Source organism: Lacipirellulaceae bacterium, assembly GCA_040218535.1.
Classification (GTDB): Bacteria; Planctomycetota; Planctomycetia; order Pirellulales; family Lacipirellulaceae; genus Adhaeretor.
Genome location: JAVJRG010000012.1, coordinates 165097 through 191636 on the forward strand (window position 1 = coordinate 165097; position 26540 = coordinate 191636).

Annotated in this window: 19 protein-coding genes; 5 read left to right on the forward strand and 14 right to left on the reverse strand. The window is 55.9% G+C overall.

What is annotated here, in order from left to right:
* Positions 1–132: 132 nt before the first annotated feature.
* Positions 133–2562 carry a DUF1592 domain-containing protein gene (locus RIB44_14630; GenBank protein ID MEQ8617805.1) on the reverse strand — a complete coding sequence of 810 codons (2430 nt, stop codon included), beginning with the start codon at positions 2560–2562 and terminating at the stop codon, positions 133–135.
* Between the two features lie 196 nt (positions 2563–2758).
* On the opposite strand from RIB44_14630, the gene RIB44_14635 reads away from it, so the two are divergent.
* Positions 2759–5134 carry a multiheme c-type cytochrome gene (locus tag RIB44_14635; protein MEQ8617806.1) on the forward strand — a complete coding sequence of 792 codons (2376 nt, stop codon included), beginning with the start codon at positions 2759–2761 and terminating at the stop codon, positions 5132–5134.
* A 49-nt stretch (positions 5135–5183) separates the two neighbouring features.
* Complete coding sequence (locus tag RIB44_14640; protein ID MEQ8617807.1) at positions 5184–6926, forward strand: hypothetical protein; 1743 nt, start codon at positions 5184–5186, stop codon at positions 6924–6926.
* 94 nt (positions 6927–7020) lie between these two features.
* Here the strand turns inward: RIB44_14640 and RIB44_14645 are convergent, their stop codons facing one another.
* The 10 genes from RIB44_14645 to aroC form a co-directional block, all read right to left on the reverse strand.
* Positions 7021–7749 carry a DUF4252 domain-containing protein gene (locus RIB44_14645; GenBank protein MEQ8617808.1) on the reverse strand — a complete coding sequence of 243 codons (729 nt, stop codon included), beginning with the start codon at positions 7747–7749 and terminating at the stop codon, positions 7021–7023.
* 54 nt (positions 7750–7803) lie between these two features.
* The gene (locus RIB44_14650; protein ID MEQ8617809.1) at positions 7804–9837 is read right to left on the reverse strand and encodes a hypothetical protein; all 2034 of its coding nucleotides are present in this window, start codon (positions 9835–9837) and stop codon (positions 7804–7806) included.
* Positions 9834–10718 (reverse strand): hypothetical protein, encoded by an 885-nt coding sequence (locus RIB44_14655; protein ID MEQ8617810.1) that lies wholly within the window; start codon positions 10716–10718, stop codon positions 9834–9836. The genes RIB44_14650 and RIB44_14655 overlap by 4 nt, the downstream gene beginning before the upstream one ends.
* Before the next feature lie 187 nt (positions 10719–10905).
* A complete protein-coding gene (locus RIB44_14660) occupies positions 10906–12669 on the reverse strand; it encodes a cyclic nucleotide-binding domain-containing protein (GenBank protein MEQ8617811.1) in 1764 nt (587 codons plus the stop codon).
* An 87-nt stretch (positions 12670–12756) separates the two neighbouring features.
* Positions 12757–13809: a cytochrome c family protein gene (locus RIB44_14665; protein MEQ8617812.1), complete on the reverse strand. Its 1053-nt coding sequence runs from the start codon at positions 13807–13809 to the stop codon at positions 12757–12759.
* A 137-nt stretch (positions 13810–13946) separates the two neighbouring features.
* Complete coding sequence (locus RIB44_14670) at positions 13947–14243, reverse strand: hypothetical protein (GenBank protein MEQ8617813.1); 297 nt, start codon at positions 14241–14243, stop codon at positions 13947–13949.
* 108 nt (positions 14244–14351) lie between these two features.
* Positions 14352–15617, reverse strand: coding sequence for a 2Fe-2S iron-sulfur cluster-binding protein (locus RIB44_14675; GenBank protein ID MEQ8617814.1), 1266 nt, complete (start codon positions 15615–15617; stop codon positions 14352–14354).
* Between the two features lie 111 nt (positions 15618–15728).
* On the reverse strand, positions 15729–16973 hold the full coding sequence (locus RIB44_14680) for a hypothetical protein (protein MEQ8617815.1): 1245 nt from the start codon (positions 16971–16973) through the stop codon (positions 15729–15731).
* A 111-nt stretch (positions 16974–17084) separates the two neighbouring features.
* Positions 17085–17549, reverse strand: coding sequence for a hypothetical protein (locus tag RIB44_14685; protein MEQ8617816.1), 465 nt, complete (start codon positions 17547–17549; stop codon positions 17085–17087).
* A gap of 100 nt (positions 17550–17649) precedes the next feature.
* Positions 17650–18789, reverse strand: a complete 1140-nt coding sequence (aroC, locus tag RIB44_14690) for a chorismate synthase (GenBank protein ID MEQ8617817.1) — start codon at positions 18787–18789, stop codon at positions 17650–17652.
* Positions 18790–19087: 298 nt separating this feature from the next.
* Here aroC and RIB44_14695 point away from each other — a divergent pair, with 298 nt between their 5' ends.
* Positions 19088–19312: a hypothetical protein gene (locus RIB44_14695; protein ID MEQ8617818.1), complete on the forward strand. Its 225-nt coding sequence runs from the start codon at positions 19088–19090 to the stop codon at positions 19310–19312.
* Between the two features lie 262 nt (positions 19313–19574).
* Here the strand turns inward: RIB44_14695 and RIB44_14700 are convergent, their stop codons facing one another.
* Positions 19575–20495 (reverse strand): phosphoribosylaminoimidazolesuccinocarboxamide synthase, encoded by a 921-nt coding sequence (locus tag RIB44_14700; GenBank protein MEQ8617819.1) that lies wholly within the window; start codon positions 20493–20495, stop codon positions 19575–19577.
* A 205-nt stretch (positions 20496–20700) separates the two neighbouring features.
* Between RIB44_14700 and RIB44_14705 the strand changes: the two genes are divergently transcribed.
* A complete protein-coding gene (locus RIB44_14705) occupies positions 20701–22215 on the forward strand; it encodes an endo-1,4-beta-xylanase (protein MEQ8617820.1) in 1515 nt (504 codons plus the stop codon).
* 7 nt (positions 22216–22222) lie between these two features.
* The gene (locus RIB44_14710) at positions 22223–22768 is read left to right on the forward strand and encodes a pyridoxamine 5'-phosphate oxidase family protein (GenBank protein MEQ8617821.1); all 546 of its coding nucleotides are present in this window, start codon (positions 22223–22225) and stop codon (positions 22766–22768) included.
* Positions 22769–22823: 55 nt separating this feature from the next.
* Here the strand turns inward: RIB44_14710 and RIB44_14715 are convergent, their stop codons facing one another.
* The gene (locus RIB44_14715; protein MEQ8617822.1) at positions 22824–23225 is read right to left on the reverse strand and encodes an STAS domain-containing protein; all 402 of its coding nucleotides are present in this window, start codon (positions 23223–23225) and stop codon (positions 22824–22826) included.
* Between the two features lie 334 nt (positions 23226–23559).
* Positions 23560–26406, reverse strand: a complete 2847-nt coding sequence (alaS, locus tag RIB44_14720) for an alanine--tRNA ligase (GenBank protein ID MEQ8617823.1) — start codon at positions 26404–26406, stop codon at positions 23560–23562.
* Positions 26407–26540: the final 134 nt, after the last annotated feature.

The following is a 26540-nucleotide window of genomic DNA, read 5'->3' on the forward strand; positions in this document are numbered from 1 at the left end:
ACTTGTCACATACTGCTCCGGCTTGAAATAATCACTATCGATGAAAAGGCGTTACTTGGATACGATTTTGTGCACTACGGTTTACTACTTAATGGTGACTACTCTTCGCGCCTTAGCGCCTTTGCGTGAGACTTATTCCACCTCCATCGCTTCGCGCATCTGAAAAGGCACACTCTCGACAATCCCCATGATAATCGATGAGAAGCGATAATCCTCCTCGGCTGCCTGCCGAACAATCTCGCGTATCGCGGGGCCATCGGTAGGTTCAGCGCCGCGGCCTAATGCATAGGTTAGCAACTTTTCGGTTAACGTGCCCACAAACATTTCTGGGCGGGCCAGCAGGCCCGCTTCGATGTCAGCGACGCCTGCCAACTCCGTTCCGTCTGGCAATGCACCGGAAGAGTCGATCTTTCCCTCGCCTTCAAAGTCCCGCCAACGACCGACCGCGTCATAGTTTTCGAGTGCGAAGCCCAGCGGGTCCATCAAGTTGTGGCAAGACGCGCACTGGGGATTGGCACGATGCTCCGCCAAGCGCTCGCGAATAGTGAGCTCGGCGAGTGTTGTTTTCTCTTCCAACGCCGGCACGTTCGGCGGTGGGGGTGGTGCCGGGGTGCCAAACAGATTTTCCAAGACCCAGTTGCCGCGAATCGTTGGGGAGGTACGTGTCGCGTAAGAAGTCACCGCGAGAATACTGCCATTCCTGAGCAGTCCACCGCGTCGATAGCGGTCCTCAAGTTCTACCCGTCGGAAATAATCTCCCCGGACCCCAGGCACTCCATAGTGCTTGGCGAGTCGTTCATTCAAGAAAGTGAAGTCCGCTTGCAGAAGGTCGAGGACGCTACGGTCTTCGCTTCGAACACATTCAAACAGGAGCTGCGTTTCACGACGCATCGCTTTGCGGAGGTTGTCATCGAAATCAGGAAACCGGCGCAAGTCAGGAGAGAAGGACTCCAAGTTGCGTAAGTAGAGCCACTGATCAGCGAAGTTCGTCGCCAGTGCCGTTGCCCTTTCATCAGCCAACATCCGCCGCACTTGGTCGCCAAGCACATTAGGCTCATGCAATCGGTTCTGTTCAGCTAGATCCAAAAGCTCGTCGTCAGGGATGCTACTCCAAAGAAAGAACGACAAACGCGAGGCCAGTTCGACATCGCTGACTTGGTAAGGTTCGCCTGCTGCTACTTCTTCAGGCTCTGACTCAACGCGAAAGAAGAAATTCGGATTCACCAACACAGCAGCCAGCGCTGATTCGATCCCCGCGTCGAAACCACCCGGCTTCCATGTTTCCTTGAAGAATTGCATTGGCTTCTTCAAATCATCTTCCGAAACCGGGCGTCGGTAGGCACGCCGGATAACTGAGCGCAGAATCCTCTCAGCACATGCAGCCGCTTCCATCGAGCTGCTAGGATCGTTAGGTCGAGTAACAAACAAGCGTTGGCGACTCGGCGTTTCACCTTCCTGCAACTTGTCCGCAACGCTTGCGTCTTCGCCGTCATCAGGTTTCCCCAGTGGCCCCGTTACGGCGATCTCAAAAATCGCCGGCTCCGGTCGCGGATGCCGGTGCCGATTGTAACTTGCGTCAAAGGGTTGCCGTTTAATCTCGCGCAGCGCGGCCGACGTCTGCGGAAACGTCGCTCCGATCGCATGCGGGCCCGCAGTCACATGAACACGGACTTTTAAGTTCGCATCGATCAGCGTGTCATCACGTTGGTATCCCTGCTTCCCTTTCTTGGGAGCCACGACGGTAAACCGTTTCACGAGTTCGCGATCAATAAGTAGGTCGATGTCGTGCGTCCCTTGCAAGCCTTCAATGTACTCGTCGCGATCGCGGGTGAGGCGGATCTGAAACTCATACTCCCCTGCCCTCGCAAACGTGTGCTTGAACAGGCCCCCGCCACGCGTCCCTAACGGCAAGCCTTCGAGATGCGTAAGCTGCGTGCGATCCGGCGGGATCCGAAAGTTCACGCCCCCCACTCCCCGATGACGACTGCCAACCGCCATGCGGCTAATCTGTTGCGCTGCAGAGATGTAGCGATTCAACAACGTCGGGGAGAGATCGCCCACCGTGACGTTATCGAAACCGTGACTCTCTTGATCCACCGGTAAAAGCCGCTCAACCTCGATGTCGAGATGCAAGAGATCGCGAATTGCATTCTTGTATTCGGTGCGAGTCAGCCGACGAACCGACTCGGTGCGTCCTGGCTTCGGGCTTCGCTCGGCACGTCCGTCGAGTTCTTCTTCAAGAATCTTCAGCACCTCGACATACTCCGACTCGTCGGGACGCGTCGCATCTGCCGGCGGCATCTGTCGAGCGCGGAGCCGCTTCACGGCTTTCTCCCACGCCTGGTTTTCCGCTTTAGAAAGTGGTCGATCTGAACGGCTCAGCAGCGTGCTGACTTCGAAGGTTTCCCAATCCAACGCCGCTTCAGCCCCATCGCCTGAGTGGCATTCCAAACAGTAGTTGCCAAGAAAATCGGAGACATACTCGACCGACTCTGCACTCAAATCAAGTGGTGCGAGAAAGACAAAACCGAAACACAGCAGCTTTTGAAGAAGTGCTAGCATGTTTTCGATTTTAACCGTTTGATGAGAGAGATGCGAACTGTGTCAGAGTGACCCATTTCCAATGCTAGCGTGGGAAGCTGTAACGGTTGCTCCTGGAATGCTCAATTCACCGCCGGCAACGGTTCGATGCGTGAGGAAGTATGCGGTCGACTCGTCCGCAAGACTCATGTCGAGCCTCTCTTCAACTGCCACTCTTATGCGAGCGAACTCACAAAACCGTGCAGGAAATCTCCTGCCCAGTGCGCTGCTCGTTGTCGTGGGCTGCGGCCTGCTGGGGTACTGGTTTTGCACTCCCGACAAACCAGAGCGAACGATTCCGACTGCGCCGGTCACCGTAGAGACGCTGGCCGAGTCTTCTCAGGCGGAGACAAAAGAACCCTCAGCGCTCAACTTGAAGGTGCAAGAGATGCTCGCCCAGGGTGGCTGCCCTGGGTGGATTACTTTGGCGAGCGAGCCGGAACTTCTCTCCGAGCCAACCCTCGAAGAGTTGCCTTCCGTTGAAACGCATAATGACGCACAAGTCCAAGCGACTTCGTTCGACGACTCGCTTCTTGAGGAAGACGACCTCTTGGGCGACACCGACGACTTGCTGGCGGCACCTGCTGATCCGCCGAGTCTCGAAGAGCTTCCCCAGCCGAAGGATCCCGAGCCGAAAGATGATGCAGAAAGTTTGCTCGATGCTCGCGATGACTTGTTGACGCCTGAACCGAGCGGCGACGCCAACCCCAGGCTTGCGCCAGGGCCTAGTGCAACACAAGAGAGAGAGCCGCATGCGCAAGCATCCCCTAGCCCCCAGCGCAAGCTGGGGGTTGCGCCACCAACGACAAACAACAACGCAAATCAACTCTTCGCACCACCCAGGCAGTCGACCCCCAATCCCCACGCCAACGCAAGCCAGAACACGCGCCCAAAAACCCAGCAAGAGCGTTGCCAGTTCGTTGCCGATTCGCTTTATCCCGAGGCCGCATCGTGCAAGACTTGCCATGAGAAGATCTACGACGAATGGAGCATCTCGAGCCATGCGTACGCGGCGGTCTCGCCAATGTTTCAGAAGTTTGAACAGACGATCAATGACATTACTCACGGCACGGTCGGCTACTTCTGCCTACGCTGCCACTCGCCTGTAGGAACGGCACTAAACATTGATCGCACAACGCCGCTTTGGGACCAGCCCCAAGTCGCCCGTGAGGGGATTACCTGCGTCGCCTGCCATCGCATCAACGAGGCGTACAGCAAGACCAACGGTCAGCGTCACATCGTTCCCGGCGACATCTACGCGCCGGTGTACGGCTCCATCGGCGGTCACGGCGTCGCCGAAGTAATCGCAAAGAAGAATGATTACAAAGTAAAAGTTGACCCCGCCAATAAGAAACCGGGGCAGCCGATTCATCGCGCGGGTGTTCGATTCCCTCAGTTGGCCAAAAGCGAATTCTGCACCACTTGCCACCAAGTCGCTGTGCATCCGGGCATCAAGTTAGAAGTCGTTTGGGAACAGTACCGCGCATCTCCCGCCTGCAAAAAAGGTGTGAGTTGCCAGGACTGTCACATGGGCCGCATTCCCGGTGTGGCCAGCGGCTATGAAGTCGGCGCTGCCGCAATCGTTAATAAGAAGAAGGTCAACGAGCATCGGAAACATTCGAACCACACCTTCTACGGACCCGGCTACTCGATCGCTCACCCTGGGATCTTTCCCTGGAATACCAAGGCACAGCGTTGGACGATGCAGGAGTGGCTCCTCTTTGATTGGAGAGCGGGCTGGGGAACAAAGGAGTTTGAGGACGCGCTGGATGACAATCTCATTCATGTCAGCTTCCCAAAAGTCTGGGACGACGTCGACGACCGCATGGATGCACGAGAGATCGTCGAAGACAACCAAAAGAAGCTCGCCCACAAAAACGAGCTTCGGCGAGCGGTCCTCGAGAATGGCTCGCATATCGATGGCCCTTTCTTCAAACACCCACCTCGACTTGGGCAAGACCTCAAGTTCAGCTACACCGTGATCAATACCAACGACGGCCATAACTTGCCAACGGCCTCGCTCGGCGCGCAGCCGCAACTTTGGGCCAACGTAGTTCTGATCGGCCCAGATGGTCAGCGACTCTGGGAGACTGGCTACCTCGACCCGAACGGCGACTTGGCCGACATCCATTCGCTCTACGTTCGCCACAAGAAAACGCCATTCGATTGGCAACTCTTCAACTTGCAAACGATGTTCCTCATCACGGGTGTGAAAGGGACTGACCGCGAGTTGCCGCTGCCCGTGAATGTCAGCATCGATCAACTTCCATTCCTCCGTCCGGGTGCACAACCGATCTCGACGATTAACCACCCACCGTTCATTCGCATGGAAAGCCGCTCGCTTCCGGCGCTTGGCTCGCGAACGGTTCCCTACAAAATCCCGGCCGAACTCATTCGCCAACCGGGACGTTACCGACTCAGTTTCCGAATGCGAAGCCGCGCGGAGCCGCCCTACTTCATGCGTTTCTGCAGCAGCACACCGGAAATGATTCGTCGCATGACGGAAGGGATTATGGATTTCCATCAGTCCAGTTTTGAATTTGTCGTGAGGTAAGAAGCTGTTAGCGGTTAGCTATTGGCTGTTAGCTTTTTATTGAGAGTTCATGCAAAGCACGCACATCGATTATCGAATGAGCTTCAATCGACTGCTGTATCGATCGATAACAGCGTGCGCTTTGATGGTTTCTTCTTTGCAAACATCATTCGCCGGGCAGCCTTTGTTTGATGCGCCCGGTGCTTATTGTCCGGGGCCAGTTCGACCTTCGACGAGCTTCGCGCCACCGGCATTACCGTCGCCTGGCTATCTGCGTGGACCGACGCGACACGGTGGTCTTGTCGCTCCGGTCAATCCGGCGGTTGTCTCTGCGCACGCTCCTCCTTGGGAAGCTTATGCAGACGCGCCTCGCAAGAAAGATGAAGCACTTCACCTAGCACCGCACTTTGTGCCACACGCGCACGATTGCCGCGGGTGCGAAACCCAGTATTCGTCCGACGATTTCTCACCTGACCCGATCTGCCCGCAGTTCAGTTTCGATTCCTTTGGTGAGTTACAGATCTACGGCGGCAAACGGCCCATCTGCGAACAGCGACCTCTCTGCGAGAAGCCGCTGCCATTCTATCCCAACGGCCCGTGGCCTCCTTCGTTCTATTTCTTGGGCCCCACAAACCTGGTTCAGCCGAAGTTCTTCGTCTATGGCGATTACCGTCAGGCGATCGCTAATAACAACTTCAACGGCAATACCGAAACACGTTGGAACAACCGACTGAACCTCGAGATTGATTTCTGGATCACCAGTACCGAACGCGTTCATGCGTTCTGGGGGCCACTTGATCGTGGTTTAGATTTCACGGGGATCCTTTTCGATGGCGGCGATGCGACCTACCAAGAGAACTACGACGGGTTCGATCAAAACACCGACGCGCTTTATTTTGAAGGAGACTTCGGCCAAATCCTCGGCGGCTTCCGTGGCATCGAAGCACCGTTTGATGCACCGTTTGCTGTGGGACTGATTCCTCTGCTATTCCAGAACGGCATTTGGTTGGAAGATTCTTTCGTCGGAGCCGCGGCGACGATCCCGGCGAGGAACTCGCCAGGGCTTGATTGGTCGAACTTCGACACGACATTCTTTGTCGGCTGGGATGAACTAAACACCCGTGCCTTCGATGGACCTGCGGCTGACCAAGCCGACTTTGTCGGCGCCACGACGTTCATCGAGCGTCGCGGAGGATACTTCGAGGCCGGCTGGGCGTACGTGAACGATGTCACAAACTCGGGTCGCAGTTATCACAATTTGGCTTTCAGCTACACGCGGCGCTATGCAAACTTCGTTTCGAACTCAGCGCGTCTTCTGATCAACACTGGGCAAGACGGACCAAAAGATCTGCGGACCGCCGATGGCTACTTGGTGCTGCTAGAGAACAGCTTTCTCACACGCAACCCCTATCGCGTGGTACCTTACGCGAACCTGTTTGCCGGCTTCGGCAGCCCTCAACCCTTGGGACGCATTCAAGGCGTGTTGAAGAACACTGGCATCAACTTCGAAAGCGACCTGCTCACCGGCTATCCGATTCTCGACGATACAGCGCGGAACACTTACGGAGCCGCCCTCGGCGTTGACCTGCTAGGCCAGATCTTTGAGAAACAGCTCATCCTGGAATTCGCCACCGTGCAAGCCTACGACGATGCCGCTAATCGCAACGCACCCGGCGATCAGTATGCCTTCGGGGTACGTTACCAACGCCCTTTGAATCGCTCAGTCATCTTGCGAACCGATGCAATGTACGGTTGGCTCGATAACGCCGACGACATTAGCGGCATGCGGGTTGAACTGCGGAAGAAGTTCTGAGGAATCGATTACAGGTAGGGTATGCCGAGGCACGAGGCATACCAAGAAGCAAGGCATGGTATGCCTCGTACCTCGGCGATACCCTACTACCCACTTAGTGCATATCGCGTTGAATCTCGCGCATCACTTTCTCAAGCTCTTGCTTGAGCCCGAGCTTCATCGAGAGCTGGGCGATGTTCTTCGAGACGATCTTCACCTTCTCTGGCGAAAGATCACACACCACGTTCACGAGGACGAGATTGTTTCCTTCTGAGCCGATGACGAACAGGCCACGGATCGCGCCATCTTCTCGGAGGGCTGAAACGATTGCCGTTGCGTTGCGCTCGCGGACGCGGACAAGGTCGTCCCAATTGGCTTCTTTGATACGCTTCTGGTAGTGTGCAATCAGAGCAGAACGCTTGCCGCTATCCTCCTCGGTCAGTCGGTCGTAACCGCGAATCCGCACTTCGCTAACCGCTCCACCGACTTGGTTGATGATCTCTTGAACGGATTTTAGGTACTCCGCAGACTGCGTAATCGCTTGTGACTCCTGGCCCTTCACGCTTTCCAGCAGCCCCTCGACGATGCCATCCAAGGCGGCTCCAAACAGGCCGCTGACATCGGTCAACATGCCCTTGCCAAGGTCTACTTCAAAGGCTGCCTCCGCATTGGGAATCGCCGCGTGGTCGAATTCAATCCGACCGGTAATCGTTTCTTCTTGTGCGTTGGCAGTCGCTGCTGCACTGCCGAACAAGGCCACCAGCAAAGCGACGGTTACTGGAGTGCTACCCGCAGGCTTACGCCTTGCGGCTCGGACGCCACTGACTTCTTTTGCTACCAACATGATCGAATCCCTCGTCTAACAAACCACAAAACTCTTGAGACGCACCATGCGGCTCTATCTTTGTAATTCGCTACCGGGGAATCGATCTTGGTTATCGACGGAAAGTTTTTCTTCCGTCCTTTCAAGAAGGAGGGAAGCGTCGAGTTCGCTACCTATCGGATCAACATGATAGTGGTGACATTGTGTACAGCTTTCACCTGCCGCCTGATGGGTATGGCACGACGCGCAGCCTGATTTTTCGAGCGGTTCGAAACCGGAATCCTGAAGCTGGCCAGCGCGAACTTCACCTTGAGGTCGATCCTCACTCACCCGATGACAACTCTTGCAATCTTGTAATCTGGGCTGGGTCAGATGGGGCGTGTGTGAGAAATGAGTGAATCCTCGCGGTCTTGAATCGGTCTGTAACGACCGCCAATGAATCTTCACAATTCGATCCTCCTCACGCACCGCGGTGTGGCAGGTGCTACAAAGGCCTGGTGACGTTGGAGAAAACATCTCCTTAAGCAGTTGGTCTGCCATGACTGACCGACCACCGCGGTTGGCTTCAGCGGCGAGATCAAGCCACCCCTGCAGCCAAGGATCGGAATGACCGCTCGGATGGTACTTCAACGCGAAGGATGCATCATCTCGCTTCCAGGTCCCTGAAACTTTCTCTGGCGATGCCTCCTCTGAAGTTTGCCGCTGGCCGAACCAGTGTTGGCGATACTCCTGCAGCATCTGTTGCGAGAGTCCGCTTTCTAGTCGTGCGGCTTCTGGCTTGCTCAACGGCCTTCCCAGAACCTTCTCTGCTCGGGTGGTGATTGCCGACGGCCCTTTCTCTTCTAGCTCAGCGACAAACTGCTTCAGACTCTTGATGATGTCGCCTGCAACTTGGAGTTGCTGCGGGTCGTCGATATCGATGTCAAAGAAACTAAACTCTGGCCCTAACATTTGCATCGCTGAAAGCGCTCGTTCATCTGACGAGAGCAACAAGCGTGTGACTGGCGAAAGCTGACCATCGAAGTCGAAGTCGGCATCTTCAGGCCACGCGCCAATCTCTGCTCCTGCCTCAAGCAAAGTCTCAGCGTCCAGCGTCGGTAACGAAACAAGCGAGACGCCGTCAGACAAGCTCGCGTTGATTCCCTTCTCATGACAACTCGCACAAGAACTCTCATAGCCAAGCGTGCTGATGCCACCTCCTTGATCTTCGACGTGGCACTGTTGGCAGTTGAACGGTTGGTCCTCCTTGGGAAAGTGCTTGCCGCTGTGTGAGGCGTGGTCAAAGGAAATCCTCGTCGGCTCACGGTAAGGCCAGCCTGTAAATTCAGGATGATCCGTAGTGAAGGAATCGATCTTCTCAACATGGCACGCCTGGCAGGAAGCGCTATCGATGGCCGTGAGATCATGGTCCAAGCCGTGGTGCTCACGGTGGCATGCGGCACAGGCGATTGCGTTTCGTGAATCAATTCTCCCGGTGCCGATCGCTTCGATCCCATGTTTCTCCGCGGTACGCTCACAAAGGGAAGCAACCGGCAGATTATGGGCGGCTAAGGCGTACTTGGCTGAAAATGTTTGCTCATGACATTTCATACAGAGTTGAGACTGCATCGGCTGCAAGGCGACACCGCCGGTGGTATGAGCCCACCACTGACCAAGACTTGCATTCCCAGCAGCGTGACAATTGATGCAACGGTCTTTGCTCTGCCCCGTGGTAATGAGTTGTGCATGGGGCCGCGTCAACATCCCGGGTGCGAGCACCTCGTTCCGCCAGGAACTACTAATCAGCGTGAGGAGACCTCCAGCAACTGCGAGTAGAATACCGACAACGAATCTGCCACGACGCGAGCGAATCGAACGCGTCGGCGTACAATTGTACTGCACGCAACATTCGCCTTCAGGCGAGGGGCCCTCCTCGCAGGGGCCTCCGCGCATGTCCGATCGGTTGCAAAGCCAACGATCGCCCTCTTGCTTGGGGTGACAACCGTTGCCGTGTGAGCAACTGCCGCCGAGCGTCGGCCCCAGAGGGCAAGGTGTCTCGGCATCACACTGCCACGGCTGGTTCGGGCGATGGTAGTCGCCTGAGCCTTCAGGGTCGAGCGGACCTCTCACGTCGCCACCCCCATTCCTAGATGACCCAGTCTCGGGTAATCCAGACGACTCAGACCAAGCAACAGGTCACCCGAAAAAAGATGCGCCGTCCAACCGTGGAAGGCGGCAAGCAGCAGGAGTGGAAATGTTAGAGCGATATGAACGAATAGCCAGCCCTTCAATCGCCACTGCAATGCGTCGTGGTAATCGAGGTCGTCTCGACGACGTATTAATGAGAATAACTGTTCCGCCGTTTTGCGTTCTGCATCTGAAAGGTATCGCGTAGCTTCCGTGAGATCTGCCATTAATTGTTTGCGTCGCTCACTGGTTGGCCGCAAGCGATACTGCCAGCTACGTCGACTGGCGAAGTAGCTGCTGAGATGCTGATCGTAATACTCCCCCAAGGTTACTTGCCCGGAGGTTCTCACCGTTGCGAGGATGGTTGATTGTGCGTGGTCGCGAATGAGTTGTCTTAGGCGAGGGATTTCTTCGTAGAGGACTTCTTCGCCAACTCGGGCCAAACGTTGTGGTAAGGTTCGGGTCCAATACAGGCCCAAGCAGCCACTGGCAATGGTGGCGGCGAAGACGCAAGCGAGGGTGGTTTCCAGGATGCCGTTGGGGAGCCGCCACTGAATGTGGAGCAAGAAAATGGCGATCGATGCAAAGCCAAGATAAATGTGCATCTGCATCCACCAGGCAGATCGTCCCAGTGGTAGCGTTGGCAATCGTTTCCGCAGTGAATAGCTCGCTAGTACGATCATTGCCGCCATCAGCAGCCAGCCGCTATGAAACGCAGAACGTCCTAGCGAGAGTTCAACCCGGCGAACCCACCAAGCGATCAGCGCAACAGCAACGATTGCAATCGAGCTGTTGACGATTCGGCGGCGAGTGAAGGGGCGCATTGAAGAGTTACTGTCAGGACTTTTTCTAACCACGAATAACTCGAATAGGACGAATACTTTCTGTCAAAGTGGCGTTGATCGAGAACCTTATCTATTCGAGTTGAGAATGATAATTCTATTCGTGTTATTCGTTTAATTCGTGGTCAAAACAGAATCGCCAGAAAACTCACGAGCATTTACTTGACGACTAGCGATCGAGCCAGCCAGATAATTCACCCAGATTGCCTAAGTCAATCCGTACTAGAGCGTCATGTGGGCAGGCAGCGACGCAAGCGGGTCCTGTCGGCTGGTTGTGGCACAGGTCACACTTCGTTGCTTTGGCAATTGGTTGGTGCGTGGATTCATCGATGAGAACTGAACCGCGTCGGTCACGAATCTCAACCATCTTGATATTGTCATACGGGCAACTGTTCGCGCAAGTGGTGCAGCCGATACAACTTTGATCGTTAATCCGCACCACCCCGGTTGCCGTATCACGCGCGATGGCGCCGGTTGGGCAGCCAATCATGCAGACCGGATCAACACAGTGCATGCAGGCGTGTGTAATTTGGATGGGTCCATGGCGTGGACCTTGTCGGACGAATCGGGGGTTATTGTCGTGCGTCGCCGCACAAGCGCGAACGCAATCGTCACAGCGGGTACAGCGCTCCAAATCAATAGCCATCGCTTGTTGACCATTGATCAGTCGCCGCTCAACTAAGAATTCGAGCTTGGCTTGATTCAGTTTCTTGCCCGGATTGGCATTCGGTGCTGAGCTAACCAGTTGCTGATTCGTCACGCCGTACAGGGGCTTGAGCGTCCACTCGGCCACCTTGGCCGGTGACAAGTGAGGCAGAACGAGAGCTTCCAAGGCCTCTCTGGGAATACGCAACACGTCGACGTATCCCAGTGCGCGAAGTGAGAACTCAAGCGAAATTGTTCTCTGCTCTTGGAAGGATCTTACTGCTTCCGAAGAGCCAAAGGCTTGACCTTTGCCCAGATAAGCCAGTGTGCGGTGACCACTTCCAAAGCGCTGACTGACCCGAGCGAATCCGGAACGCACGAGCAACAATCCGTCAGCCGATTGGTTCTCTTCAGCAATGACGGGCTCGCGCTCGACCGCATCGCCGCGCCTTCCTCGCAAGGTTGCTTCGTAGTTATCGTTCCAACTGAAATGTCCGTGCGACTCGAAGACAGTTGCCTCAGCAACCGCGTCGATCTGTGTCGTTGAAAGCGACTCCAACAATGGTGTTTCTCGAAGGTGCAATCGCAAGCTGTTTTGTCGATAGAGCCGTTCGACATGCAGACGCAACGCTTCGGTGCGTCGCATGAGGTCGCGCAACCCTTGCCAACGAATCTCGACGACCGTCACTTCCCCCTCAGCGAAAACTGTTGCCGGTCGCTGACTCCGTGTCATGGCGGCGTACTCGCCAAAGAGTTCACCGGGACCGAGCCGATCGTTTTCGGTGCCGGCAACAAGTCGGGGAACATCTTGCACAAATACGCGAGGCCCCTCAGCATCCTTGCGGACGGAGGTCAGACTGTCTGGATCGGATTCCACATCCGAGAGATCAAAGGATGCCGTCGCGGACGACTTGCCGTGGCGAACTTCCGGCAGCTTGGGGTTAGTGGCCAACTGCCATAGCGCCGACCACCAGCTTCTTTTCCTCTCGGAGGGTCGTCCCATCGACTCCGCGGAGAGTCCACTCAGAACGACGCGGACGTTCCCTTGCAGAATGAGAAATGCACTACTGCCATAGTCGCCCTCGCGGACGATGAAGTCTCCGCTCTTGTAGTCAACAATCCGTGTGTCGTTGAGAAGTAAGTCGCGAAGCGACAAACTTGCGGGAAACCTTTGGGCATCGATCTGGGCGAAGGGATCGAGCTGCAAGAGATGCTCGACATCGACGTCACGCATCGACGGACTGAACGGCTGATCCCAACGCTGGGGACGGCTGACGGCGACTTCCATGTGCTTCGCAGTTTTTAGTTGTCAGTGTTCAGTTTTCAAGCCCAAAGCTACTCACAATATTACGCCGTGTGCTTGCACCACGCTCGTTCATTTGTAGCTGCTCGGAGCTGGCAGCAACGGATCAATTGCTTGCAAGTCTTTTCCGTCGGCTGTCGAAGCAAACTCGTAGGCAGACTGGCCGATTCTCTCTGCCGCTGCCAGAAGTGCCTCGCGATTGTTGAGCTTTAACTTCACGCTGAGGGCAGCATCCATTGCGGCAGCAACGTGCGTATTATCCGTGAGTTTGCGAATTTGGTACAGACGTTTTTTTTGGGCCAAAGCTCGCTTGGCCGCGGTGATCCCGAACGCAGCTTTTTCAGTGGCTAAAGCTGTCGCTTTGAAGCTTGCTTCCAGGTCGGCCATCACTCCGACGACGAACATCACACGTAGCCGTTCGGGTGTCGAGGGCACATTGGTTTCACCATTGCCACGGAGAAAGTTATGCCGCACCATCCCTTGCGACCAGGCGACCAGTTCGAAGTCAGTACTCCCTGGCTTATGTCCGCCAACATTGACGAGCTTCTCGTTCGGCGAAGTATGGCACGCCAAACATTGTCGCGCGACAAGGTACAAGTTCGTCGGGTTGTTCATCCCCGCGGCAATGCTCTTCTGCAAACGTTGCTGACGATGCTCAGGGGATTCGCTCTCTCGCGTAGCCGTCGGCCCGCCATAGTCGGCGTGCAAGTCGACCCAATCCTTTGCCGCCCCGTGACAAGATTCACATGAGACGCCAGCCACGACACGAGTCCGTCCTTCAGTCTCCTGGCACGTGTAATGGCATTTGGTGCACGTCTCATTGCGTTTGACACTTCTTAAACCTAACTTCTTTGCAATCTCTTTCGCTTCCGGCTTGCGATGCAAGGTTTCAAACGTGGCATAATGCGGCGTGGTCTTCCATTGCCCAATCTCAGCCCCGTGACATTTCACGCAAGCATCAACGCCAAGGACGTTGGCGGGGTCGCACTTCGCCTGTATTTCTCGGAGCTTGGCTGGAATATTGCCCGGCAACGGCTTTGCGTCACTAGCTTGGCACGCTTGCGAAATCCCCAGCAGCAGCGACAGGCTGAAGGTTGTAACGATTTTGCGAATGTTGATGACCATGACTTGTACTTGGAAGGTGTGCCGAGAGAGTGGTTGGGAAAGTGTAGGTCATAGATTGGCGTAGGGTATTGCCGAGGCACGAGGCATACCAGGGTCAAGCCCCAGCAGCTTAGGGTTGCGTCAATCCTCGCAGAAGCTTAAGGATTCTTATCTAGTCGATTCAGGTAGATAAACAATGCTAGGAGCACTGCACCGAGGACCAGATAGTAGGGACTACCCACGATGATTCCGTAAACGACCCCGACAACTCCTCCTCCTACACAACTAAGGTTAAAAAGGCAGCCGTTGAACTTGTCGTGTAATTCCCACGCGTCCTTCATTCCATCATCCAACGCTTCCATCGGATTGATCGTCTCTGAATACCTCTCAAGAAGGCGCGGCTTTCTCTTCTCGCCGCAATGCTGCGATTTGTCTTCTCTCTGTTCTTCAGACATGTTTGAAGTTCTCGTGCGTTCACTGTATGGCTCGCAGTATGCCTCGTGCCTCGGCATACCCTACGTTTTTTCCCGAAGCGAGGCGGAAGCGTGGGAACGAGGTCCCCATCACTCCAAGACCACATCTCCTTCTGGCACTGCAATGCAGGCTAGGCACTCACCCTCGCCCAACTCAACGCCCGGAGGCTTCACGTGACTAACACTGCCTGCCAGGACTTTCACACGGCATTGGCCACAATTCCCAGCGCGACAACCTGAAGGAAGGTCGATCCCCGCGTGTTGTGCAGCGGCGAGGATCGTTTCCTGGTCACTGGTCCAACGGACCGTTTCACCTGTGCCCGTAAACTTCACGTCGCACGGTTCTCGGTCGAGCGTGTCGATTCCGCTGATCGTCGCTGGGCCGAAAGCTTCGAAATGAACATGCTCGCGCGGCACGCCCCACGCCCAAATCGCAGGCACGAGCGACTGCATCATGGCCGGCGGTCCGCAGATATAGAAGCGATAGTTGTTTGTTCCCAATTCCGACTGGAGATAATCGAGATCAATGTATCCGCAGTGATCGTAACCGGCGAGCGTTCCGTTGCCACGAGCATGATCCGCCGAGGAAGGACGTGAGTAAGCGGTGCGTACTCGTAGCTTCGGCAACTGTTCGCGGAGTTTCAAAAGCTCACCCGCAAACAGGCGCTCGTCACCGTTACGGAAACCGGCAAACAGCCACGCGTCGCGCATGTCCTGTCGCTGGGCCAGCGAGACAATCATGCTCATCATGGGGGTCATCCCGATCCCCCCCGCGATGAAGACCACAGGCAGAGAGTCGGAGGTATCAAAGAAAAAGCATCCTTGTGGTGCTTCACATTCCAGGGTCGAGCCGACAGCGACATGCTGATGAAAGTAACTACTCCCCAGCCCCGCGGGTATGCCGGGCGAGTTGGCGGGAGGCAAGGCGTGTTTGATGGTCACCCGATAGCGGTCGCTTCGCCAACGATCTGAAAGCGTGTAGCAACGAACCAAGGGGCGCTGCGGATCGCCTGTTGGCAAATGGAAAGTCAAATACTGCCCAGGTGCAAAGCTCGGCAACGGCTGGCCGTCGGTTGGTTCGAGATAGTACGAACGGCAGTGAAACGCTTCGTCTACGATGGCGGTTACACAAAAGGGCCGCGTCCCTTGCCACGCTTTCAAGGCGGGCTGGCTTGCTTTGGCCCACTGGAGCGCTGCTTCAAGCTGAGTGTTGAATTCGCGCTGCTGATGGGAACGTTGATCGGCTTTGCGCCTTTTAGCGCGTCGCCCACTGTGTGCTGCGAGACCTGCACGCAGACCTGCAGCGCCGAGTAAGGCAGCGCCGGAAAGCATTCCTATAGCAGGTTGGTCGAGCATGAAGAGTAGGCAGTGGGCAGTGGGCCGTGAAACGTAGTTTCTAATTCAACGCTCACATGGAAGTCGACTTTCTCTTTAGCGTTTCGCCGCGGAGCTTGCTCCGTGATGGCATCACTTCGCAGTTTTCTCTTTCGCTGGCGCTGGCAACCTGCGAGCTAATTCAATCGCCTCGCGACTGACAGGCATCGCGGTGGGAGTTTCACCAACGGCGAATTGCACCCAATAGCCAGCCGAAAAATCAACCCACGCAGGCTGCAACAACAGTGCCTTGCCGTCGCGAACCATCAGTCGTGCATCGACTCGCCCCGCGTCTTCCGGCAAATCGCCCCACAGGCTGAATCCTTTTTCATTGAACACCATGCGCACCGCAAGGCGATCAAAGGGGATTGATTGCTGCGGTTGGATTCCTGGAGTTGCCAGGTTTTCTGCCTGGGGACGACACCACAACTTCTTCTCGATCTCCGCGAATAGTCGTGCGCTAAGCTCGCCTGATTCAACCTGCAATGCTCCATTGAGTCTTTGGATTCGATCGCCGACGAAAGCCAATTCCTCTAACTCAACAAGCGCTTCGCCCGTGGCATCCTGGGGGAATCGCCCTGGGAGATAATCACTAAGTTTATTACCTGTGATAGTTCCCTGGGCAAAGCCAACGATCTGCTCGCCTCTCGAGTCCCACCGAATCTTACCTCGAAACTTACCCTCCAAACCTTTCAGGACGGGAGCACAATAGGAAAGCAGCCTTACTGGCAAAGCTGTAGCACTTGCATCGAGTTTCGCTCTCCAAGTGCCGTCGGCTTCTTGCTGGACGAGCGCCGAAATCGCGTTCGCCTCATTAGGATCAAGCTGTGCTGCCAAACGCAAACGCTCGAACTCACCAACCCGATCGACTTGAAGACGAACGTTGTGAAGTGCCAACTCGTTCTTTGTCTCATCACCTCGTTTGGAATCGATGTTGAGTACCTCGATTCGCAGCAATAGTGGTTCTGCCGTTGGCGATTCCCACTCTCTTGCAGCGACTTTCAGTAACTCTCCGAGCGATTCCAGCTTGAGGCTGGCTTCCTTGATTTGAACGACATGCAAGTCGCCGAGTTTCCGCAGCTCGACTTGGTTGGCAGCGGCGAAATCGGCAAGCGTCGCGAAGGAAAACCTGGTGAGGCCGGGCTTTGGGTTTTGTTGAGCGGCCAGCTTAGGCGTTACGCGGAGACGTTCCGCGAGGCTCGCTTCTAACCGCTCGTGAGAACCGGGCAAATAGTGCGAACCGATCCAGCCGCTCGTCACCACGGTAGGTGCGAGGCAGAGCAGGAAAAAGCCGAGACGGCAAATCCTTTTGCGAGTTGTCTCGTGGAGTGTTGGCATCCTTGCCTGATTGTTGCGTTTGCTTAGCTACTTTTTTGAACCACAGAGGGCACGGAGAACACGGAGTTTTGTTTGAGAGCAATCCCCAACAGTTAGTACGCTCGCATCCAATCACTTATCAGTGTTCTTGATAATTTGTCCTATACTTAGTCCGTCCTGAAGAGACTTGATCGTTGCTTTGATTTTGGACTTATCTAAGCTTAGTTCGCCTTCGTAGCTCCAGTCTCCGTTAATGTATTCCACCACCTCACATTGACCGTTGTTCCTCCAATCTAAAGAATGGCTTGTTAACTCATTGGCAAGCTGCTTAAGGTCAAGTGCTGCTTTTGCGCCCTGTTTCGAACGTACCAGAGCTAGGTATTCGACAATGGACCTTGAATCCTCCCATCGGTGATGAGAGAGGCCCCAAGCGACCAACACCGTGTTACCGTCACGATCTGTTATAGCAGTGCTACTATCTCCAATAGGCTTCCAAAAGAAATCATGTTCATTCTTTACATACCATGAACACACAAGAGCGACGATTGCGACCAGCACCAAGACCACTTTCAACGAGAAGCGTTTTTGAAACTTCAATCTTCTACCTCGTTTGAAGCTTGATTACTAAGTCGATAGTTCATTCTCCTCCGTGTTCTCCGTGCCCTCTGTGGTTAAAAAAACTAAATGTTTCCATCAGTCAACGTTCCGCGGCCATCTTCATGAATAGTTCGTGGCGGGCTTTGATTTCTTCCAAGCTGTCGCCGCCGAACTTATCCACCACGGCGGCGGCCATTTCGAAGGCGACGACGTTTTCGATGATCACGCTGGCGGCGGATATCGCGCAGACGTCGCTTCGTTCGTAGCTGGCACCCTGCTCTGCTTTGGTCTCCATGTTGATCGACGCCAGCGGTTTGGCGAGCGTGCTGATCGGTTTCTTGGCGGCGCGGATGATTAACGGCTGGCCGTTGGTCATGCCGGCTTCGAGGCCACCGGCGTTGTTCGTGGGGCGTTCGTAGCCAAGTGTGGGGGTGTTCTTCTTCGACTCGTCGTAGTGGATCGGATCGTGGACTTGGGAACCTGGGCGACGAGCTGCTTCGAAACCGAGACCGATCTCCACGCCTTTGATCGCTTGCACAGCCATCACCGCTTGGGCGAGGCGACCATCGAGTTTGCGATCCCACTGGGCATGCGTTCCCAAGCCAAACGGCAAACCATCGACGCGCACCTCGATGATGCCGCCGAGGGTGTCGCCATCCTTACCGGTCTTGTCGATGTACTGCTTGATCGGCTCGTCACGGGCGAGATCGAGTCCGTAGACGATTGACTCGTCGCGAATCTGACGGAGTTCTTCCAGCGGCGCATCAACCGGCTCGATCTTTTCTTGGCCGATTTCAGTAACGTACCCGAAGACGGTGATGTCGAGCGCGGCAAGCAGTTGCTTCGCTAGCGCTCCGGCGGCGACGCGAACAGCCGTCTCGCGGGCGGAAGCGCGTTCCAACACGCCGCGGATGCTGCCGAGGTACTTCACCGCGCCGGTCAGATCGCCGTGCCCCGGGCGGGGACGTTCGAGGTCGTCCATCCGCTCGAGTTTGTAGTCTTTGTTGATCACTTCCAGAGCGATCGGGCTGCCGAGTGTCACCCCGTGCCACACGCCGGTGCGCACGTCGACCTTATCGGTTTCAATCCGCTGCCGCCCACCCCGTCCGTAACCGCCCTGGCGGCGTTTTAGCTCGAAGTTGATCGGTTCTTCATCAATGGTAACGCCCGCGGGGAAACCATCGACGAGCGCAAGCAGCGTCTTGCCGTGGGATTCGCCAGCGGTGAAATAACGGAGCATGTGTGAGGGGTGAGGGGCTAAAGGTCAAGGGCGAGTGCCGCGCAGCAATAGCGCAGAACTGCCGTGGAAGGTTAGTTTTCTTACTGTCGTGCTGCAATATGAGCGCAGCTGCTATCATACCCTGAAAATAGCAGAGTTGGGGAGGGAGGGTAGGCTGGAATGACCAATGCCCAAGCCTAAATGACCAATCACAAGCGATTTAATCGCTGTCAGGTCTTCACACAGAGTTATTGGTCATTGGGATTTGGACATTGGTCATTGCCAAGCGGCATGCAGTGTTATTCACGCAACTAAAAAGATGGACGTCCATCGTTCGAAAGAGCGGGCGTTCCGTCGGGCCGCTCGGTCGTCAGCACGGCAAACCGCGTTCGCGATCACTGCTAGTGGGCGTCGTCCTCAGCCCCCGGGAAGCGTGGTGATCGACCACCAGAGCTTTGTTCAGGCCGAGGAGTTCCGCGTTTCACAGCCCGCCGCTGTCGCCTGCCGAACCGCCGTCGAAGTGTGGGCTATTTTAGATGATTAGCGAGGCAGTTTCAGCCACGATTCTTGGCCACCGCCGAATTCTAACTCTTTCCTAATTCTATTTTGAACCACAGAGGACACGGAGAGCACGGAGAGAAGCAAGAAGAAAGCTTGCACTATAAAATACAAGTAGTGATTAGTTCTTGTAGTTAACAATTGAAACTACTATCTAGAACCAAATGGCCAATTCGTTCTCAGCACACACCATCAGGAATCTACCAACAAAACTCCGTGGACTCCGTGTCCTCTGTGGTTCAAAAAAACTACCAGCCAAACTCTGAGCCCGTCAGCAACTCATACGCCTCGACATACTTCGCTCGCGTTTTCTCAACAACCTCGTCAGGCAACTCAGGGGGCGGGCTGTTTTTATCCCAACCGGATTGGGTGAGCCAGTCGCGGACGAATTGTTTGTCGTAGGAGCGTTGTCCTTTGCCGGGCGAGTATTGGTCTGCTGGCCAGAAGCGGCTGCTGTCGGGGGTTAGTGCTTCGTCGATCAGGAACAACTCGCCGTCGTGGTGTCCGAACTCGAATTTCGTATCCGCGAGAATGATGCCTTTTTCTCCAGCGTGCTGGGCTCCTCGTTTGTAAATGGCGATGCTCTTTTCGCGGAGTTCTTCGCTCAGCTCGCGGCCGACTTTCTCGCGCATTTGTTCAAAGGTGATGTTCTCATCATGGTCGCCCTGCTCTGCCTTCGTAGCGGGGGTGAAGATCGGTTCTGGGAGTTGGTCGCTTTCGACCAGACCCGCGGGAAGTTTAACACCGCAGACCGTCTGCGTCTCTTGATACTCCTTCCAACCACTGCCTGAGAGATAGCCGCGAACGACACATTCAATCGGCACGACCTCGGTCTTGCGAACCATGACGGTTCGACCTGCTAGCGGCTCTAGGTCCGCTCCGTCAGGAAAGCCCATTTCGTGGACGTCGGTTTCGAGGAGGTGATTGGCGATGCCCAGATCAGACTCCGCGAGCAAGTCAAACCAAAACGTACTCAGCTCGGTCAGTAAGCGACCCTTGTCGGGAATGCCATTGGGCATCACCCAATCGTAGGCACTTATGCGATCCGTACTGACCAGTAGGAGGGTGTCTCCGAGGTCGTAGACGTCGCGGACTTTGCCGTGGCGGCAGGGGACAGAGTCGCCGGGAAGCGGGGGGAGATTGGAATGGAGTAGGGGCGTATTTTCCATAGCGAATTCCTCCTAGGGAGTTTCAACTCGTTTGATTGTAATGCGTTGCTTGACTTGCTTGCAGGGGAGGCGGCTTCGGACTTCAGACCTCAGGCTTCGGGCTCATGTGGTAAACCAACGAGTGCCGAAGTCCGATGACTGAGGACTTCCCCGCGCTTGTAGCACGCGAAACGGACAGATAGAATGAAACTTCAGGGCACAGACGTTGCCAATTCTCACTCCTGCCAGGCGTACTTCCATGGGTTTGCTGCGGTTTCGCGTTTATGAACGAGACCGCTTGGGGGACGATGGTTTAGGACGCATCTATGTCGCCGGGATGGAGGACATCCCCTGGTCGACCACGGCTAGTTGGCAAGACGACTTGCTAGTGGTGCGTCGTTCGGTCAGCGATTCTGGGAATGTTTTTGTCCCCTGGAATGTGCAGGGCCACGGGAGGCAGATGCTCGCTTCCACAACCTTGATGGAGCGTGAGAAGCCGTACACGCTGGAAGTGGAGCTGGCTCGCGGATTGATTCAGCGTTTGCGTTCGCGGCTATTCATCTGGGAATGGCTGGGCCTGGAATCGACGCCCGAGTTGCAAGAGCAGCTTCGTCAAGCAACGATTAGCTTCGCCCGCGCTGCCACCAACCAGCACGACTTGGCCCGGTGCGCGAATGCTGCTAACGGAGCCATCGCCGCAGCACTATCCGTCTCGAACCTTTTAGTCGAGAACTACACGGAGCAGTCGCTCGCCAAACGGCAACGGCAGACGCCGAGTTCGACGTTGTTGGGAGTGAGCTTGGGTCCCGAAACTCCGCCAGTCGAAGTCCGACGACAATTTGTTGATGCGTCGAACATCGTGCAGTTGCCCATTGGCTGGAGGAGCATTGAAAGCGAAGAGGGCAAACGCGACTTCAAGGCAACTGACGAGCAACTCGGTTGGTGCCAGAAGGCGGGACTGAAAGTTGCGGCGGGGCCGTTGCTCAGGCTCGACGATTCGGGAATTCCCCTGTGGATGTACGTTTGGGAAGGGGAAGATTACGAACAACTCTCGCGAATGATGATGGACCACGTGCGTGCCGTGGTCAGTCGATACGCAGGACGCGTGCATCTGTGGCATGTCGCCTCACGCGTCAACACAGGGCGACTGCTCTCCCTTGATGAAGAACAACGGCTCAACCTTGTAGCACAAGCGGTGCAAACGGTGAAGCAGCTCGACCCACGCACGCCGACGGTTGTGTCGTTCGATCAGCCGTGGGGAGAGTACATGGCCGGCACCAAAGAAGAGCTAGCTCCACTGCACTATGCCGACGCCCTGGTACGTGCCGATTTAGGCGTGTCTGGGTTTGGACTGGAGATCAACTCTGGTTTCTGGCCGCACGGCAGCGTGCGGCGGCCAAGCTTCGAGTACGGTCGGCTGATCGACCAGTGGAGTCTGCTGGGCGTGCCGTTGATGATGATGCTCTCAACTGCCCACAACAATGATCCGGACAACAAGGCAACGGCGAAGACGAATATCGAGCCGGCTGAAGCGAAGCACTTGAAAGACGCGCAGCTTACCTGGGCCAAGCAGATCGTGCCACTATTGCTGTCGCGTCCGACGGTTCAGGTGATTCTTTGGAACCAACTGAGCGACGCGCTGACACACGAGTTTCCAAATGCTGGCCTATTTGATGTGTTTGGGCAACCGAAGCCGACGTTGGCGTACTTGCGGCATTTAAGAAAAACCTGTTTGGTCTAGAGAAGACATGGGCAAGATTTACGACACAATCACTGAGCAGCTTCAAGCTTATATTGACTCGCAACAGATGTTCTTCGTTGCGACGGCTCCGCTAGCGTCGGACGGGCATGTGAATGTTTCGCCGCGGGGGTTGGATTCGTTCCGGGTGTTGGATGATCGAACCGTGGCATTTGTTGATCTCACCGGGAGCGGGGCGGAGACGATTGCCCACCTGAAGGAGAATGGGCGAATCACAATTATGTTCTGCGCGTTTACGGGCGCACCAAAAATCGTGCGGCTGCAGGGTACGGGGGAAGTGGTTGCCGTGGGAGACGCGGAGTTCGACGCTCTTCAAGAACAGTTACCACGAATTCCCGGCGTGCGAGCGATTATCAAAATCAATTGCACTAGGATCAGCGACTCTTGCGGTTTTGGTGTGCCGGAGTATGAGTACCTAGGCGAGCGGACCCAACTGACTGATTGGGCTGACCGGAAGGGTCCTGAAGGAACGCTGAAGTATCAGCAGGAGAACAACCGGGTGAGTATTGATGGACTGCCGGCGCTGGATGTTTGAGCGATTGAATTTGCAGGTGGTCCGAGGTGCTTAGGCATCCCGGCCAGGGACATCACTACCGAGGGTGGGCGAAAAACGAATCACCCAGGACCGCGTCTTCGCGATTGATGAAGCAAGGGAGCGCTTGATCCAATCTGCAGAAGTGGAGTGCCTGTTGGCAGGACTCGCTCAATCCGCAGAGTCTTAGGAAGCCGCCGTGGTTGAGCGTGCGCTTCTGCAGCATCACGAGCTGGCCCATCAAAGCACTCGGAAGGAAGGTGACGTCTTCCATCTCGAGTACGAGCCGATAAGTGAAGTGCTGCTCGGCTAACGTCCAGAGACGCTCAGCCAGGTCGCTGAATCTCGTGGGGTCGGCAGGATCGCCTTCGCCAGGATGCAGCCGGACGTAAAGCCATTCCGGGCCGCGGTCGACATCAAGGTTCCAACCGCCTTCAACATTGCTCAATACGTTAATCATGTCTGTGCGCTCCTTGCGACTCAATCATCCGTTACTCAACGCGGCACCTTCATCAATGGTTGCAGACGACTTGTCGCTGTGAAGACTACTCGCTGGTGATGAGCAGTCCGTTCCGAAAAAGAAAAGCCTTGCTGCACTTCCTTCAATCTAGGCTTGCGAGATAAAAACGACAAGCGAAGTTCGTTTACTTCGAGAATGATAGTGTTTCATAATCGGTTACAAAGCTTGTGTGCTAGCATCGCACAATAAACTAGGGAACTTACCAGCAATAAGGTAAGCGCAGAGCACGACAAGTCTTGATGCCCGGCAAACTGGACCAAGCGAGAATCGCTGGCTACTGAAGCATTTCAGCGATCGTCTTCCGGGCGACATCCATCGCTTCGGGCAGTTTCTCAGGTTGTTTGCCGCCGGCTTGGGCCATGTCGGGGCGACCGCCGCCGCCACCGCCAAGGGTTTTGGCGACCGGGCCGATCCACTTGCCGGCGCTGAGTCCACGCTCTTGCAAGTCCTTGGAAATTCCGGCGATGAGCGTGACTTTGTCTTCGCCGCTGGCGCTGGCCAACAACACGGCTGAGGGGGAAGTCTTTTGACGGATCTGATCGATGAGTTGACGCATGAGGTTCTGCTCGATGCCCGGCACATCCGCGACCACAAGGGTGGCGTCGCCGACTGTTTCGCTATTCTCAAGCAAGGAATCTGCGGTGAGTGGGCCTGCACTCGCACGCTCGTCGAGACGTTTGTCGAGCGATGCAACTTCGGCCTGAAGAGCTTCAATCCGATCCGCTACCGCCATCGGAGCCACCGACAACAAACGGGCTGCTTCGGTCAGGGATTGTTTCATCTCAGCGTCAGACACGTCGCCCGTTGTGCCAGGCGCTGCCGGCTTGGGTGCTTCGGCCTGCTCCACCGAGCCGCCGGTCTCGAGTGCTTTCTTCAGTTGTCGTCGGCGGTCGGACAACGCCTGGGCGGCAGCGGGGACGTCTGACGGAGCGACGCGCAACTTTTCTGCCGCGGCGGTGAGTGCCAGGCGGATCTGTTCACGATAATCCTTCGCTTTTTCGCCGGTGAGCGCAACAATGCGGCGCGTCCCTGCAGAGACGCCCTCCTCGGAGAGAATTTCAAAGGCATCGACTTCGCCCGTATTCGTCAGATGCGTACCGCCACACAACTCGCGACTCATCGCCCCGCCTGCGAGTGGGCCCATCGAAACCATGCGGACCGGGTCGGGATACTTCTCACCGAAGAGCATCATCGCGCCTTGCTGGCGTGCGTCGGCGAGCGGTAACGTCTCGCACTTCACAGCAGCGGCGGATTCGACATGTTCGCGCACATCGCTGGCGATGCCGGCGAGCTGTTCTTGCGAAACGGGCGACAGGTTCGTGAAGTCGAAACGCAGCCAATCGTCATCGACTTTCGAACCTTGTTGCTGTGCGTGTGTGCCAAGGTGCTTCTGCAAAGCGAGATGCAGAAGATGCGTTGCCGAATGGGCACGGGCGATGGCAGCCCGGCGGGGTTCATCGACGGTGGCTTCTGCTGAGTCGCCCGTTTGGATGCGGCCTTCCAAGACATGTCCGTGGTGGATCACTAGGGAGCCATCCTTCTGGACGTCTTCGACCTTAAAGACGAAGCCTGGATCGGTCGCGCAGAGAATCTTGCCGCTGTCGCCCACCTGTCCGCCGCTTTCTCCGTAGAAAGGCGTGCGATCGAGCACCAGTTGCACGGGAATGTTTGCGTCGTTCGCTTCGAACTCCTCGACGAGTTTTGCGTCTTCACCCTCACCCGCGATGATACCCAGGACGTGGACTTCGGGGACACTGGTCGACTCGTACCCGAGGAACTCCGTCGCTTCGAGTGCTTGTTTGAGCGAATCGAGCGGGCCTTTCGCTCCCATGACGGTGTGCTGCACTTTTCCAGACGCCTGACCATGTTCTTCCATCGCCTTCGCGTAGCCGTCCCAGTCGAAGGCGAGCTTCTGCTCAGCAGCGATTTGCTCGAAGAGTTCCGGCGGAACGCCATAGGTTTGGTAAAGCTCCGCGGCAACGGCTCCTTCGACCATCATGTTGCCTGCAGACTTCATTTCCTCAAACACGCGATCAATGCGGTTTAGCCCTGCGTCAATCGTGCCAAAGAAGTTTGCCTCCTCGCTTTCAATGACACTCGAAACGCGATCCACCGTTTCAGTAAGTTCGGGATAGGCAGCCTTCATTTGTTCGACGACCGCTGGGACGAGCTTGTGCAGGAACGGCTCACTGAGACCCATTTGATGACCATCGAGAACCGCACGACGGAGTAAGCGTTTGACGACATACTTCTCCTTGTTCGCACCCGGGTAAACATTTTCATGCACCGCAAATGTGCAAGCGCGGACGTGGTCGGTGATCCGGCGGCAACGGCGGCCCGCATCGGAATCGAGTTCGTACTTCACACCGCAGACTTCCGCGGCGGCTTCGACGATTGGCATTAGGATGTCGATGTGGTAGTTCGTCGGCACGCCCTGAAGCGTCGCGGCGGTGCGTTCGAGGCCCATGCCGGTGTCGATGTTCTTCGAGGGTAACGGACGCAGGTTGTCTGGCGGATCGCCGACGCGGTTGAACTGCGTGAACACGAGATTCCAAATTTCCACTTCCTTACCGGTTTTGTCCGTGTAGTAGATTTCGCTACACGGACCACAAACCCCATCGGGACCAAGGCTCGGGGCGCTAGCGGGCCAAAAGTTTTCGTCCTCTTCCATCCGGGCAATCTTTGCCGTGGGGACGCCGACCTTCTCGTGCCAGATGTCGGCTGCCTCGTCGTCATCTTTATAAACGGTCACGCTCAAACGTGCCGGGTCGAGGCCGAGCCACTTCTCTTCGGTGAGGAATTCCCACGCCCAGTGAATCGCTTCGCTCTTGAAATAGTCGCCAAAGCTGAAGTTGCCCAGCATCTCGAAGAACGTGTGATGGTAAGCCGTCCGGCCCACGTTATCGATGTCGCCCGTGCGGAGGCACTTCTGGCAGGTTGTCGCACGCGTGAAGTCGAGCTTCACTTTGCCCAAGAAATGATCCTTGAACTGATTCATCCCTGCGGGGGTGAACAGTACGCTGGGATCCCAGGTCGGGACGAGGACATCGCTACCGACGCGGGTGTGGTCTTTGGTTTCGTAGAAGGCGAGGTATTTTTCGCGGAGTTCGTTGGTTTGCATTTCGTGGGGGTTTTCAGTTGTCAGTTTTCAGTGATAAGTACCTGACGTTCGTTGTGGGTCTCGCCCACGCCTGGAACGATTTTCACGACAGAAGCCCCCTATCATATCGCCCGCTAGAGAATCGGACTAGCGCG